The organism is Psychrobacillus sp. BL-248-WT-3 (assembly GCF_012843435.1).
In the GTDB taxonomy this organism is placed as follows: Bacteria; Bacillota; Bacilli; order Bacillales_A; family Planococcaceae; genus Psychrobacillus.
Genome location: NZ_JABAFC010000024.1, coordinates 23,978 through 38,204, shown reverse-complemented (window position 1 = coordinate 38,204; position 14,227 = coordinate 23,978). Strand labels below are relative to the sequence as shown.

Sequence of the window (14,227 nt, the reverse complement as noted above, 5' to 3'; positions counted from 1 at the left end):
TCAAATATCTTGATTTCACTTTTTCCTCTTTTTATTTAAATCGTTGATAGATTCTTTCGCTACCAACTAATTCTTGATAGTTTTCCATTACACGCGAAAACTTCAAGGTTTCTTTATCACCTAAGCCTAAAACTCCTGCGGGACTTAAGCTTTGATAAAACAATTCCTGCACTTGCTCCTGTAATTCAGAGTTAAAGTAAATGAGTACATTCCGGCAAATGATTACATGAAATTCATTGAATGACTGATCAGTTACTAGATTATGCTGGGCAAAGATAATATTTTCTAAAAGTGATGGATGAAAGTAAGCATGTTGATAGTCTGCCTTATAGTATTCAGAAAAGGCTTTGCTCCCACCGGCAAGCATATAGTTTTTCGTATATGCTTGCATCTTTTGAATTGGGAAAATCCCCTTGCTAGCCTTTTCTAACACTTGCTCGTTCATATCAGTGGCATAAATAACTGCTTTATCCTTCAGACCTTCTTCTTCTAATAAGATAGCCATCGAGTATACCTCTTCCCCAGTTGCACAACCTGCATGCCATACGCGGATTTCAGGGTATTCTCTTAGAATTGGAACTACTTCTTCTCTAAACGCCTTAAAAAAGCTTGGATTACGGAACATTTCTGTTACATTAATCGAAAAGTCATTCAACAACTGATCTAAGTAACCCTCTTCATGGATAACTTTTTCTAGCAAGCCCGTTATTGTAGAAATGCCATTTATTTTCATTCGATTGTGTATTCGACGTGAAATAGAAGATTTATTGTACTGTCTAAAATCAAATCCTGATAACCGATATATAGCTTCTAGAAGGAAATCTACTTCCATTTCCTCATACTGAATATTAACTCCCTCGAGCTCACCATTTTCATAATAATTGTCCATATCATTACTCCCTTAAGATGCTAACCAAACTCGAAGAACTGAGAATAATTGATCTAGATTTAATGGTTTACTAATGTAATCAGAAGCTCCTGCTTCTAGACATTTATCTCTATCATTTTTCATCGCTTTTGCAGTCAATGCGATAATCGGTAATTCCGTTAGAGATAGTTCATTTCTAATTCTAGACATTGTCTCATATCCATCCATATTAGGCATCATGATATCCATGAGTACCACATCTATTTCTGAGTTACTTTGAACTATATCTAAGCATTCTAAGCCGTCTTTCGCAACAAGAATATTAATACCTCTTCTTTCTAAAGCTGTTTTCAGTGCATAAATGTTTCTGTAATCATCGTCTACTATTAATACGTTTTTATTTGAGAATACATTTGCGTCCTCAGGTAGAGACTCCAGCTTTTCTTCTTGGGCTTTTATCTTCTGTTCTTGCTCTTCCAGTGTTGGATGTTCCTCCACTACTTCTTGGACTTCTTCCACAGAATGGTCTGTAAGAGCTACTTCTTCTAGACCTAAGTGTATCTGCTCCATAATAGGACCATTAGGAAGACTTGGTACAACTAGAGTAAAGGTACTACCTAACCCTTCCTCGCTTTGAAGAGTAATCCAACCTCCAAGGAGATTAGCAAACTCTCTACAAATAGATAATCCTAAACCAGTTCCTCCATATTTGCGGACTGTTGCCCCGTCAGCTTGCTGGAATGATTCAAAGATTAGGTCATGCTTATCTTTAGGAATACCTATTCCAGTATCAGTGATGGAAATCTCAATCCATTCTTTACTGATTTCTTGCATTTGTTTAGTTTGTTTTTTAGCTTCCAATTGCTTGATTGATAAATCTACGGACCCTTTTTCAGTAAACTTAAATGCATTTGATAATAAATTTTTAATAATTTGTTGGAATCGTTTTTCATCTGTGAAGAAAATATCCGGTACATCTTGTTCCTTCGTAACATGGAACTCTAGGTTTTTCTTTTGTGCAACCGGTGAGAATATATGATCCATTTGAGTCGGAAGCTCGCTTAAATTAACTTCCTCAAATAATACGTCAATCTTCCCTGCTTCTACTTTGGAAAGATCTAAAATATCATTGATCAAGGATAGAAGATCTTCACCAGACGAATGAATAACTCTCGCAAACTCTACCTCGTCTTCAGTTAAGTTCTCTTTTCCGTTTTCTGAAAGCATTTCTGACAGTATTAAAATACTGTTCAATGGTGTTCGTAATTCATGTGACATATTTGCTAGAAACTCTGATTTATAATTGGAATGAAGCGTTAACTGTTCTGCTTTATCTTCCAATTCTTGACGAATCTTTTCTAGTTCCTCTGTTTTAGCCTCTGCATCCTTTGTTCGTTCTTCTAACTGTTCATTTATTTGAGTTAGTTCTTCTGTTTGCATTTGAAGCTCTTCCGATTGTGTTTGAAGCTCCTCAGATTGAGTTTGTAGTTCTTCTGATTGTGCTTGTAATTCTTCTGTCATTGCTCTAGATTCGTTTAGAAGTCGTACAATTTCCATACGGCCCATTACACTGTTAACAGATAAACCAAACGTTTCGACTATCTGTGTTACTAGCTGTTGCTGAAGTTTGTCATACTGAGACATAGTGGCTAGTTCTAGCACTGCTATTACTTCACGCTCAAACAAAATTGGAACTATAAATATACTTTTTGGTGGTACTTCACCAAGTCCAGTAGAAATGAAACGATAATCGTTTGGAATTTCATTGAAAACAAATGCCTTGCTCTCAAGGGCACATTGTCCAACTAGTCCTTGTCCTAAACGGAAGCTTTCTCTTCCAATCTCTTTTTCTGGATTAGAATCAGCAAAAGCAGCTTTCTTCACAAAACGTGTTTCTTGCTCGTTAGACTCTCTCACGTAAAATGCTCCATAAGAAGAATTGGTCAGTTTAGATATCTCGGACATAAATACACGAGCAAGCTTATCAATGGATCCTACTCCTTGATATTTCGTTACTGTTTCTGCAAGACTTGTTTGTAGCCATTCTCTATCTTCTAGATTATCTAATAATTCATTTGTTGCATCTGCTAAGTCTCTAATCTCGTCATTTGTAGTAACAACTATTCTCTCTTTACGGTCTCCGTTCTCGGATGCTATCTTTTTAATAGTGTCCGTAACATCTTTAACCGTTTTGACGATTGATTTAGAAATCTGACTAGCCATCGTTATCGCAATAGCTGATACAAATAATAAAATACCGAATAACGCTATAGTCAGCATATTATTTCGATCATCTAATTTCTGAGCATCATTTTGTGCCGAGTCTCTTTCAATCTCTCTAAACTCATTGAACTGGTTTCGAATAGATTGCATATATTCTCTACCGCGATCATTTGCATAGAACTGCTGAATTGATTCGTCATCGTTATTTCTTTTAAATACGATGGCGCGTTCGCCTGCTTCTGCCATCCATACTTCAATGGTCCCTTTAACCTCTGCTAGCTTTTCTTGCTGATTTGGCTTGTCCTTTAATAAGTTATAGAGCTGTTCAAACTCTAACTGCCATTGCTCTTCAGCCTTATAGTATGGCTCCAAATAACTTTCATTACCTGTGATGATGAAGCCTCGCTGACCAGCTTGCATATCCATAACATATTTTTCTACATTATTTGTCAATGTTTCAACTTCAGTATTATATTTTATTAAATTATTTCTCTCTTGTTGGAGTGAACGAATTTGACTGTTTAATATGATAACGGAAGCAAATAAACATACAATAATAATAATGTAGCCGACAGTAATTTTAGAACGTAGGCCGAACTTTAATTTATCCCCCATGTTTAATTCCTACCTTTTTATAGTTTTTCACTCTATTAATAGTATATGAAATGGATATAAAATAACAGTTTTTCCCCTTATTATTTATTTACTAATTAACTATATTTATGTATGTGAGATTTGAAATGGAAATAGGCTTGGATACTAGGTAATTTTATTCAGCACAACGCACTATATATAAAAGAATACGTTAAAGGCTAGTTTATTTTCCATAAGATTGTTTGTTTTGAAATGTTACACTTCAACTAAAGATGCAATTTAGTTGAAGAAGGGTTTTTGAATAGAGAGGTAGAAGGTGAATATACAACAATTAAGGAGCTGGTTATGTGAATCTGCCTTTGTTAAGGGCTGAAGGGATTATCGTTAATGAAGATAAGACCGAAATTCTTGTGCAATGTGATTTTGTTGAAAGTTTTTACCGTCTTCCAGGTGGAAGTATAGAATTCGGCGAAACAGCAGGTGAAGCTATAAAAAGGGAGCTAATTGAAGAATTTGATTTAGCTTTGAACATTGGCCAACTTGCTTGTATTTGTGAAAGTATTATTCTGTATGATGGGAAGAGAAGGCATGATTGCACCTTAATCCATTGGTGTTCAAGTAATAATACAATGAATTATCTTTTGCATAAAGAAGTTCCAAGAATCAAGCTTGTTTGGCGTACAATTTCTCAATTAAGCGAAAGACCATTCTATCCAGAAGGAATTTTGGATATTATTGTTTCAGGTGATAATTTTATTAAACATATCAAAAGAGAAAAGACTTATGAGTGATTCCTTATTAAACTACCGGGTACTTTCCTTCAAGAAGTAGTTCAGTTAAATGCAATAAAATATTTTAGGTATGGGAGGAATATTAATGGACGCATTTTTCTATTTTAATATGTTTAGAAATATAATTTCTAAATTTTTCTTAGATGGTATCTGGGTAGTCGGATTTTTTTACTTGTTAACCAAGACATATGAAAGTGATAGACTTAAACAGGTTTCCAAATATGTAATGGGAACTGCTTTGGCATTATTATTTATTTATTCCGTAATGGGAAGTATATAAAATATTTCCTTTTCAACTAACAGGGTATCTTTACTTCAATTAGGAGTAAGGACTTTAATAAACTAGACTTGTAATTAAGTTGAGAAGGAATAATTTTTAAAGTTAGAATAGTAAATAGAGATATAAAACTGGGGGAAATTAAATGGAGGAAAAGGATAGAGGCACTTTATATTTTAATATGGCTATTGGTACACTAGGACTTCTCGTTATTTTAGTAGGATTATTGAAATATGTTGAAACCGTCGGTGGGAATGCTTCATTTGCATTGGTAGGTTTTCCTTTAACAATGATTTACTTAAATTATCTTGAAGGGAAAGCTGGTATAAGTAAAAAAATATTATGGATTAAATCTTTCATAGCGATTTCCTTGCTGATTATAATTTACATCTTCATTTTTAACTAATGAGGGAGGCTTTTAAATCAACATCTCCCTTTATCATATACATAAAAAAACTGCATACACGCCTCAAGTTTCTTTGAGTGGGTATGCAGTCTTTTACATATTATTTTTTGATTAACTCTAAATCAACCGGGATAGAAGCTTCTACTTCTTCTCCTTTTAATGCTTTGATAGCTGCTTCCATTGCCTTTTCACCAATTTGTTCTGGCTTTTGTGCAATTGTACCAGCAAGCTTACCATTTTCTACAGATTTTACAGCATCATCAGTAGCATCAAAACCGATGACAATAATGTCTTTTCCTGCAGATTCGATTGCTTCTAAAGCTCCTAGTGCCATTTCATCATTGTGAGCAAATACACCTTTGATGTCTGGATTAGCTTGAAGAATGTTTTCCATTACCGTTAAGCCTTCTGCACGGTTAAAGTTAGCAGTTTGCTTTGCTACTACGTCTAATTTACCATCGGCAACATTGTTAAATCCTTCTCCGCGGTCACGAGCAGCAGAAGATCCTGCAACACCTTCTAATTCAACTACAGCTGAACCTTCTCCAACTAATTCAAGTAAGTATTCACCTGCAAGCTCTCCACCTGCAACGTTATCTGATGCGATATGAGCTACAATTTCTCCACCCTCTGAGCTACGGTCAACTGTTACTACCGGAATATTAGCTGCATTTGCAGATTCCACAGATGAAACTACCGCTTGAGAGTCAACTGGATTAATAATAATCAAGTCTACTCCTTGTTGGATTAAATCCTCTACATCACTTGCTTGTTTAGAAGCATTATCCTGTGCATCTACTACCGTTACGGCTGCACCCAATTCCTTAGCCTTCGCTTCTGCTCCATCACTTAATGTTACGAAAAATGGATTGTTTAAAGTTGAAACAGATAAACCAATTTTGTAATCACCCTCTGAACCAGTGGATCCTTTTTCAGAATCAGATTTCTCAGAGCCAGGTGAATCCAATGAACATGCTGCTAGAAACATTGATACGATTAACAGTAAAGCAAAATAAAGTTTTTTCATGAAGTTATTTCTCCTTTATGCTGTTTTTTTACGATCGATTAATACTGCTAATAATATAACTGCACCCTTCACCACTTGCTGGAAGAAGGAGGATACCCCAATTAAATTTAGACCATTATTCAAGACACCGATTATAAGTGCCCCGATTAAAGTACCAACAATCCAACCACGACCACCTGTTAAGCTTGTACCACCAAGTACTACCGCTGCAATGGCATCTAGTTCAAACATGTTACCTGCAGTAGGCTGAGCTGAATTCAAACGAGACGTTAAAATAAGAGAAGCAAGTGCTGCTAGTGCACCTGTTAATGCGTAAACATATATTTTAATACGGCCAACCTTAATACCAGAAAGACGAGAAGCCTCCTCGTTACCTCCTACCGCATAAACTCGACGACCAAATGTCGTCTTTTTTAAGATAAAGTATAGAACTCCAAATGCAACAGCCATTGTTACGACTGGTACAGGTATTCCTAAGAAATATCCTTTCCCAATCATTTGAAAAGATACAGAATCGCCTAAACCTGATATTGGTCTACCTTCTGTGTAAACTAATGTCAATCCTCGGTATATAGTCATTGTTGCTAAAGTAGCGATAAATGGAGCAACATTTCCTTTAGAGATAATAATTCCGTTAATTGCTCCTAGAACAGCTCCCAAAATAAGACCTATTAGCATAGCTAAAATTGGATCCATTCCACTAGCAAGTAATCCTGCTGTAACTGCTCCTGTCAGAGCTAAAATTGATCCAACTGATAGATCAATCCCTCCAGTTAAAATAACGAAGGTCATCCCAAACGCGATAAGCGCATTAATAGAAACCTGTCTAAGTACATTCATTAAGTTATTTACGGTTAAAAAATTTGGGCTTAATATAGTGATGATGACCACTAGTAAGATAAGTCCTAGCAACGGTCCTAATTTTTGTAGTACTGATTGTGAACTAGATTTTAGCAACTTTGTCCCCTCCGGTAGCGTAATGCATTATTTTTTCTTGTGTCATTTCTTCTTTGGTAACTTCACCGGTTAACTTTCCTTCATGCATCACGAGCACTCGATCGACCATTCCAATGATTTCAGGAAGCTCGGAGGATACCATAATGATAGATACTCCATTTTCTGCAAGTGTGTTAACAATGGAGTAAATTTCTTTTTTCGCGCCTACGTCTACACCGCGTGTCGGTTCATCCAATATTAAGATGTCTGGCTCAATACCTAGCCATTTGGCAATGACTATCTTCTGTTGATTCCCTCCACTTAATGATTTAACGGTTTGATCTGGACCAGAAGTACGTACACCTAGTCTTTTTACCATGGAATCATAGAGGCTTTTTTCTTTTTGCGTATTCACAACACCATTTTTAGATATTTTACTAAAATTTGTAATACCTAAATTTTCTTTTACGGAGAAATCTAAAATCAATCCTTCAGATTTTCTATCCTCTGTTACGAAGCCGAAACCGAGCTTTATCGCATCTTGCGGAGTATTTATTTTCACTTGTTTACCATCAAGTATTAGCTCTCCACTATCGAGCTTTTTATAACCAAATAGGGATTGAACTACCTCTGTTCTTCCTGCACCCATTAGGCCAGCGATACCAAGTATTTCTCCTTTTCGTAACTCAAACGAAATATCCTCGAAGTAACCTTTTCTAGTTAAGTTTTTTGCTACTAGCTTTACATCCCCAATTTTAGATTCTCTATCTGGAAAACGTCCGCCTAGCTCTCTCCCAACCATCATTTGTACAATTTCATCAAAGTTTGTTTCTTTTATATTTCTAACACCTACATAGCTTCCGTCACGTAGAATAGTGATGCGGTCACATATAGCAAAGATTTCTTCCATTCGATGGGAAATATAGACGAAGGATACACCTTTCGCCTGCAATGCTCTAATAGTCTCAAAAAGTGTCTCTATTTCTCTATCGGTTAATGCTGCGGTCGGCTCGTCCATGATGATGACCTCTGCATTAGAAGAAATGGCCTTTGCAATTTCAACTATTTGCTGCTTACCAACTGAAAGATTTCTTGCAGTCGTCTTTACGTCTATATCTAAGCCCAGACTTAGTAGCACCTCTCTAGCAGCCTTGTTCATTTCTTTTGTTTTTAAAATACCCGATCTACCAAGGGTTTTTTCGTTCCCAAGAAATAAGTTTTCAGCCACTGATAGATCTGGAAGAATATTAAGCTCTTGGTGGATTACAGCTATCCCAGCCTGCTCTGCTTCCTTTGGGTTTTTAAATTCAACAGGTTTTCCTTTAATAGTGATTTCACCAGAATCTTTTGTATAGATACCTGTAAGAATCTTCATCAAGGTAGACTTACCTGCACCGTTCTCTCCCATTAGCGCATGAATTTCTCCTGGTGCTATTTCGAATTCCACATTATTTAACACCGTATTTCCATTAAAGGCCTTTGTAATACCAGTCATCTGAATCATTGCTTCCACCACCTTTAAAATATGACACCAGCTTGTAAGATTATATTTGCATAAGGACTAGCCTCACCAGTCCTTATAATAACTTTAGATTGTCTAGTCATTGCTTTAAATTCCTCATGTGAGACTTCAGAAATTTGTTCAATGGATTTATTCACTACATAGTGCATTTTTGCATTAGCGGTCTTCATCTCAGCTGCAACATACGCCTTTTCCACTACTAAATCGTCTAACACAACTGCTAAAATTTCATCGAATGATGGTTTCCCAAGGATATAAGATAAATCGATGCACGTAACGCCATCAGGGATTGGTAACCCACAATCGCTTATTGTAATTTGATCGGTATGTCCTAGCTTTGCAAAAATTCCAGCTAAATCACGATTTAATATGCCATGTTTTTTCAATTGCTAACACCCTCTAATCTTTTTACTACTTCCGTATGGCTTGGCATACCGCCTTGAGCACCAAATTTTTCTACAGACAAAGAGGCAGATGCATTTGCGTAACGAACCGCTTCTTCTAAACTTAAACTTTGTCCAAGTGCATGAGCGAGTGCTCCGTTAAATGTATCACCTGCACCCGTCGTATCTACTGCAGTTGTTTTAAATCCGGGTACGAGTATATGTTTCGTTCCATCAAAATATCTAGCACCTTCACTACCTAACGTCACAATTAGCTTGTTTGGATATTTCTCTAAAGTTGCTTCCATATTTTGACCAAATATTAGCTCACACTCCGTTTCATTTGGTGTTAAATAGGCAACATAGTCCATAAATTCTAGCTGAAAACCACTAGCTGGCGCAGGGTTAAGCAATACAGGAACGTTTAACTCTCGGCAAAGCTCTAGCGTGTATTTCACCACAGGAATTGGAATTTCTAGCTGCATGATCACAAACTTGCTTTGCTGAATTGTTTCTTTCATCCTTTTGATGTTTGCCTCAGTTAACAAATAGTTTGCTCCAGGGACGACGATAATTCTGTTATCGCCTTCGGATAATAAAATATTAGCGATTCCAGTTGCAGCCTCCTCTGTTTGCATAACTGAATCGGTATTTACTCCATTTGCTTTCAGGTCCTCTAATAATTCTCTTCCAAAGCTATCTGTTCCAACGCTAGCAAGCATATGTACATTGCTTCCTAAGCGTGCTGCAGCAACAGCCTGGTTTGCTCCTTTGCCTCCGGGGATAGTCGTAAAGAGTTGTCCTAAAACCGTTTCCCCTTGGACGGGAAAGTTGTCTGTTTGTACTACAATGTCCATATTCATGCTGCCTATAACTGTAATCATCGTTGTCCACTCCTTGTCGTTCCTCGTTCCACTAGCTCTACAGGTACTTGAATTACTCTTTCTTCTATTTCAATTTCTTCAATAATTTTAATAAGTATACGGGTTGCCAAAGCACCCATTTTGTAAATGTCTTGGGCTACCGTTGTCAGTCCTGGAGTCAACATTCCTCCAAGTGAAATTCCATCAAACCCCATAATTTGTAGCTGATCAGGAACGCTAATGCCTAATGAATGTGCAGCCTTCAAAGCACCGGCAGCAGAAACATCCGTGCTTGCAAATATGCCATCTACACCTTTGATATTTGTTAAGAATGTCCTTGCAATCTTCTCGGATTCTTCAAAGTGAAAGGGACTTTCGATAATATGAGTTTGCACCTTTTTTCCTTCTACAGCCTTAAGAAATCCAGTGAGTCGATCATCAGCAGGACCGAGACCTTTAGGACCTCGCATAAATACGATATTTTGACAGCCTTTTTCTAACAAGTAGTTGGTACCCATACACGCTCCGTCAATATTATTAGAAGAAACGGTCGGAATAGATTCATGTATCATGCGATCTAACGCCACAAGTGGTACTTTTAAATCTTCATAGTGGCTTGCACGTAGCTGGTTCGTCGTTACGATAAACCCTGCTACATATTTTTGCTTTAAAGTATCTATATAATGTATTTCTTTTTCAGATTTTTCATCTGAATTACACAAAACTACTGTGTATCCATAGGATAATGCGATATCCTCCACTGCTCGAGCAAGCTCTGGAAAGAATGGATTCATAATATCAGGAACGATTAACCCTATAAAGTTTGTTTGTTTTGTCGTTAGAGATCTTGCTACTTGGTTTGGTATATATTCTAATTTATCGATTGCTCTTTTAATCTTGAGCTTTGTATCTTCACTGATATACCCTTTTCTATTTAAATAACGGGATACAGAAGCAACGGAAACACCAGCTTCTTTTGCTACGTCTCTAATGTTTGCCATCTGTTTTCCCCTTCTCTTTTAAATGTGTAACCGGTTACACACAATATAACAAGGAGTTTTCAAACTGTCAATAAAAAATTGTACTATACTTTCCCTACCGCACCTTTTTGTTGTATAACAGTGGGTTTTCTAGCCTTCAAGGAACTTAAAGACCATTTATTCGTAATATTCATTGAATATAAAAATAAAAATAAAGGATGAAACCTATGATTTATAAGATATGGAAGATTACGAAGCGTATTGTTTTAGGAGCGGTTGCTCTATTTGTTCTATGGTTTGTTGGTCATCAGCTAATGTCTTTATATGAAAAAAACAAATATGAGGCAATCGGCCAGCACGTTGAGGTAGATGGAAAAGAAATGCATGTATATGAAAAAGGAGCAGGAGATAACACCATTGTTTTATTAACAGGACTCGGAACTGCTGCCCCTGCCCTTGACTTCGAGCCACTAGTGAAAGAACTATCAGTAGACAATAGAGTTATTGTTGTAGAGCCATTTGGATACGGCTGGAGTGAGAAAACTGATAAAAAACGTAGCGTGGAAAACATCACAGAGGAAATAAGGACTGCTATATTACAGTTAGATATTCAAGAACCATATATTCTCATGCCACATTCTATTTCAGGTGTTTATAGCATGTATTATGCGAACAAGTACCCTGAAGAGATAAAAGCAATTATCGGTATTGATCCAACCTTGCCCCAGGCTCTTGAGTACTTTGAAGAAGACGCTCCCTCCATGCCAAAGGCTTTAAGCATTATTGCTCCTAGTGGGTTGGCGCGATTGGCTATGTACATTACCCCTGATAGTTTTTTACCTATAGCAGGGGAAAATACATATTCTAAAGAGAACTTAAAAATGACTAAGCTTATTTCATCCTGGAGTGGATATAACCGAAATGTCATTAATGAAACCAACCTTATCCAAGAAAATATGGAGTTAACCAAGAAACTTACCTTTCCTCCAGATTTGCCTGTCATGATATTTACGAGTGACGCCGAAAAGACAAATGAGGATGGTAAATCGAATATTACTTTTTATGAAACTCAATTAAAAAATAGCACGTTAAGTAAGCTTGTCCCTTTAGAGGGTCATCATTATTTACATTGGACTCAATCGGAAACCATGAGTGATGAGGTGAGGGAATTTATAGAGATAATGGATTAGATTTAATAAGAAAGGCTTGCGTCTTCCCTTACCCACAAAACAAAAAACACTTGGTTGCTATTTCAAGCTACCAAGTGTTTTCTTTATTACGGAGTATATTTTTCAGAGACCTTCACTACAACTCCATCTTCTAAGGTTATATCATATGGCCCTTTAACAACTGCTAAATAAGAAACGAATTCCTTTTCCTCTACTTGCTTTGGTTTGGCTGTATCGTCTTGATTAACCAAATAGAACTCAGCATCTTCAGCTAGCTTTAAGCTTTCTGCCTTTTGTGATTCATCGTAAATCATAAATCCTGTAGCTAAATCCTTTTCCGTATCTAGTCCTAGTTCCTTGATACGATCCGTATCGGATTCCTCAATCCACTCTACTTCATCAATGATTAGACTTTTATTTGGTAGATCGAAGTCTCTTACGTAGGCTAGCATTTCTTTTTTCTCTTCCTTTGCCTCTTCTTCCTTCGGCTCGTCGCTACAAGCACCTAACAGTAAAAGTGCTCCTAAAGTTGTAAGGAGAAGCATAGACATTTTATTTGATAGTAGTTGTTTCATATACAATCATCCTTTCCTGGTAAGTGATTAGACGGAAAAACAAGTAAAAGGTTCTACCTATTTTAAAAATTCCAACTTCCAAGATATAAGTTTAATTTACTTTTTCTTAAAAAGAAACCATAAAAATATGAATATTATAAATGCAACAAACTCTAATGATAGAATATAGAACGGATATGGCCCAAGGAAATCCAACAAACTTCCTCCAGTTGGCTTCCTTTGTAGAAACATATAGTTTCCGTCCACCAGCGAGTTAATCCAAAAAACAAATGGCAGCAAAATATTTAAAGCAAGCATCGTTGCAAGAATTCCCTTAAATGTCGGTCGATATCCTTTCACCCAAGTAAAGTAGAGCGCTGTCAGTATAATCCCCGCATGTGTATAAAAAAAATGAAAATATCTAAAGTGCGGGTAATTCATATCCAATACAGGAGTAATCATGGCTTGTATTGCACCACCTATGCCTGCATAAAAAACAAACTGGTAAACGAAACGGTTACCCGTCCATAGTAGAACGATTGTCAGTAGAAGGCTAATACTGCATAGTTCAAGAGGCAGTGAATTCCTTAGCTCCCATCGGTCTGTTTGAATGAGCCAAATATGATATACAATATCCATCCCTAATAACGACAATCCAAATAGACGTTCCACACGAAGAAGTCCTTTCTCCGATTTTAGCCATCGATCCCTTGTGAAAAAAAGAATAAGTATGAAAAGAATAAATGCAGCTATCGCACTCCAATGCTCTACCGAAAACATGATAAATCGCTCTTCCAACTAACTCACCACCCGTTTTTATTACTATAATACTATTCGGGTTAGCTGGATGATTTTCCTTTTATCTATTTGGTGAGGATTGATATTTTATGGGCACCGACCGATTATTCGTGTGAACCGACCGATTATTTGCCGGAACCGACCGATTTTGCGGAAAAACCGACCGATTATTGGCAACAACCGACCGATTCCTAATTTTTGATGTGCTGTTTTATGGTAGCTACGATTTCTGCAACACTTAATGTGCCGTCCACTACTAAATCAGAATTAGGCATTATCGTTTTTAGCATTTCTAGATATCCCGCTCTCCCACCAGCAATGTAATTTTCCATATCTTTTATAATTTCCTCTACAGATTTCCCCTGAAAATCCCTCAACACTCTACGTGCCATTGCAACATCCAAAGAGGTATCTATAAATACAGTCATATCAATATAGACGCTCCCTGCCGTATGCATTTTGGCGAAAGGATAATCTAACACAATATAATCTAATGGTTCTTCAATTAAATTTATTAAGTCCTTTTTCAAAGGGGCTATATCCCACTCATCATAATTAGCCCCTCTTATTATCCATTCTCCAAAATTATGTGGTCCTTCTAAATTATAATCATCAAAAAAGAGTGCCTTAGAATTATGCAATTCTTTTGTTAGTTGTTTAACTACCGTAGTTTTCCCTCCGCCTGAGACTGCTGCAATTGATATGACAAATGGTCTTTTTCTTTTATTCATTTTTTCTCCTTAAAATTTCATATTTCATTAAAGCTAGAGGTTGATTGACCATACTTAGAAAAAAATCAATTAAAAAGCACATCTCTATACTCACTTTCCTTTGAT

General features: G+C 36.6%; 15 protein-coding genes. 4 read left to right on the top strand and 11 right to left on the bottom strand.

Annotated elements, in window-relative coordinates:
• Positions 1–31: 31 nt before the first annotated feature.
• Entirely contained in the window at positions 32–889 is an 858-nt protein-coding gene (locus tag HF876_RS12655; protein WP_169360422.1) for a CheR family methyltransferase, read from the bottom strand.
• Between the two features lie 12 nt (positions 890–901).
• Complete coding sequence (locus tag HF876_RS12650) at positions 902–3,706, bottom strand: CHASE3 domain-containing protein (RefSeq protein ID WP_169360421.1); 2,805 nt, start codon at positions 3,704–3,706, stop codon at positions 902–904.
• A gap of 326 nt (positions 3,707–4,032) precedes the next feature.
• Here HF876_RS12650 and HF876_RS12645 point away from each other — a divergent pair, with 326 nt between their 5' ends.
• The 3 genes from HF876_RS12645 to HF876_RS12635 all read left to right on the top strand — a co-directional run bounded on the left by HF876_RS12645 (position 4,033) and on the right by HF876_RS12635 (position 5,159).
• Positions 4,033–4,476, top strand: coding sequence for an NUDIX domain-containing protein (locus tag HF876_RS12645; protein ID WP_169360420.1), 444 nt, complete (start codon positions 4,033–4,035; stop codon positions 4,474–4,476).
• 85 nt (positions 4,477–4,561) lie between these two features.
• The gene (locus HF876_RS12640) at positions 4,562–4,756 is read left to right on the top strand and encodes a hypothetical protein (protein ID WP_169360419.1); all 195 of its coding nucleotides are present in this window, start codon (positions 4,562–4,564) and stop codon (positions 4,754–4,756) included.
• 142 nt (positions 4,757–4,898) lie between these two features.
• Positions 4,899–5,159 carry a hypothetical protein gene (locus HF876_RS12635; protein ID WP_169360418.1) on the top strand — a complete coding sequence of 87 codons (261 nt, stop codon included), beginning with the start codon at positions 4,899–4,901 and terminating at the stop codon, positions 5,157–5,159.
• Between the two features lie 100 nt (positions 5,160–5,259).
• Here HF876_RS12635 and rbsB read toward each other — a convergent pair whose 3' ends face one another.
• The 6 genes from rbsB to HF876_RS12605 are packed head-to-tail and all read right to left on the bottom strand — an operon-like array spanning position 5,260 to position 10,891.
• On the bottom strand, positions 5,260–6,186 hold the full coding sequence (gene rbsB / locus HF876_RS12630) for a ribose ABC transporter substrate-binding protein RbsB (RefSeq protein WP_169360417.1): 927 nt from the start codon (positions 6,184–6,186) through the stop codon (positions 5,260–5,262).
• 15 nt (positions 6,187–6,201) lie between these two features.
• Positions 6,202–7,143, bottom strand: a complete 942-nt coding sequence (gene rbsC, locus HF876_RS12625) for a ribose ABC transporter permease (RefSeq protein WP_169360416.1) — start codon at positions 7,141–7,143, stop codon at positions 6,202–6,204.
• Complete coding sequence (locus HF876_RS12620; RefSeq protein ID WP_169360415.1) at positions 7,130–8,626, bottom strand: sugar ABC transporter ATP-binding protein; 1,497 nt, start codon at positions 8,624–8,626, stop codon at positions 7,130–7,132. Before HF876_RS12620 ends, rbsC begins: the two co-directional genes overlap by 14 nt.
• 14 nt (positions 8,627–8,640) lie before the next feature.
• Positions 8,641–9,030: a D-ribose pyranase gene (rbsD, locus tag HF876_RS12615; protein ID WP_169360414.1), complete on the bottom strand. Its 390-nt coding sequence runs from the start codon at positions 9,028–9,030 to the stop codon at positions 8,641–8,643.
• Positions 9,027–9,911: a ribokinase gene (gene rbsK, locus HF876_RS12610; RefSeq protein WP_169360413.1), complete on the bottom strand. Its 885-nt coding sequence runs from the start codon at positions 9,909–9,911 to the stop codon at positions 9,027–9,029. Before rbsK ends, rbsD begins: the two co-directional genes overlap by 4 nt.
• Positions 9,908–10,891: a LacI family DNA-binding transcriptional regulator gene (locus tag HF876_RS12605; RefSeq protein ID WP_169360412.1), complete on the bottom strand. Its 984-nt coding sequence runs from the start codon at positions 10,889–10,891 to the stop codon at positions 9,908–9,910. Before HF876_RS12605 ends, rbsK begins: the two co-directional genes overlap by 4 nt.
• A 206-nt stretch (positions 10,892–11,097) precedes the next feature.
• Here HF876_RS12605 and HF876_RS12600 point away from each other — a divergent pair, with 206 nt between their 5' ends.
• Entirely contained in the window at positions 11,098–12,060 is a 963-nt protein-coding gene (locus HF876_RS12600) for an alpha/beta fold hydrolase (RefSeq protein ID WP_240949756.1), read from the top strand.
• An 86-nt stretch (positions 12,061–12,146) separates the two neighbouring features.
• Here the strand turns inward: HF876_RS12600 and HF876_RS12595 are convergent, their stop codons facing one another.
• The 3 genes from HF876_RS12595 to HF876_RS12585 form a co-directional block, all read right to left on the bottom strand.
• On the bottom strand, positions 12,147–12,614 hold the full coding sequence (locus HF876_RS12595) for a hypothetical protein (RefSeq protein ID WP_169360410.1): 468 nt from the start codon (positions 12,612–12,614) through the stop codon (positions 12,147–12,149).
• 96 nt (positions 12,615–12,710) lie between these two features.
• Positions 12,711–13,391, bottom strand: a complete 681-nt coding sequence (locus HF876_RS12590; RefSeq protein WP_240949755.1) for a YwaF family protein — start codon at positions 13,389–13,391, stop codon at positions 12,711–12,713.
• 191 nt (positions 13,392–13,582) lie between these two features.
• Entirely contained in the window at positions 13,583–14,122 is a 540-nt protein-coding gene (locus HF876_RS12585; protein WP_169360409.1) for a nucleoside/nucleotide kinase family protein, read from the bottom strand.
• Positions 14,123–14,227 lie beyond the last annotated feature (105 nt).

Excerpts from the sequence above, each read along its gene's own strand:
- HF876_RS12655 (WP_169360422.1), bottom strand. The coding sequence starts at position 889 with ATGGACAATTATTATGAAAATGGTGAGCTCGAGGGAGTTAATATTCAG.
- HF876_RS12650 (WP_169360421.1), bottom strand. The coding sequence starts at position 3,706 with ATGGGGGATAAATTAAAGTTCGGCCTACGTTCTAAAATTACTGTCGGC.
- HF876_RS12640 (WP_169360419.1), top strand. The coding sequence starts at position 4,562 with ATGGACGCATTTTTCTATTTTAATATGTTTAGAAATATAATTTCTAAA.
- HF876_RS12635 (WP_169360418.1), top strand. The coding sequence starts at position 4,899 with ATGGAGGAAAAGGATAGAGGCACTTTATATTTTAATATGGCTATTGGT.
- rbsB (WP_169360417.1), bottom strand. The coding sequence starts at position 6,186 with ATGAAAAAACTTTATTTTGCTTTACTGTTAATCGTATCAATGTTTCTA.
- HF876_RS12620 (WP_169360415.1), bottom strand. The coding sequence starts at position 8,626 with ATGATTCAGATGACTGGTATTACAAAGGCCTTTAATGGAAATACGGTG.
- rbsK (WP_169360413.1), bottom strand. The coding sequence starts at position 9,911 with ATGATTACAGTTATAGGCAGCATGAATATGGACATTGTAGTACAAACA.
- HF876_RS12605 (WP_169360412.1), bottom strand. The coding sequence starts at position 10,891 with ATGGCAAACATTAGAGACGTAGCAAAAGAAGCTGGTGTTTCCGTTGCT.
- HF876_RS12600 (WP_240949756.1), top strand. The coding sequence starts at position 11,098 with ATGATTTATAAGATATGGAAGATTACGAAGCGTATTGTTTTAGGAGCG.
- HF876_RS12595 (WP_169360410.1), bottom strand. The coding sequence starts at position 12,614 with ATGAAACAACTACTATCAAATAAAATGTCTATGCTTCTCCTTACAACT.
- HF876_RS12585 (WP_169360409.1), bottom strand. The coding sequence starts at position 14,122 with ATGAATAAAAGAAAAAGACCATTTGTCATATCAATTGCAGCAGTCTCA.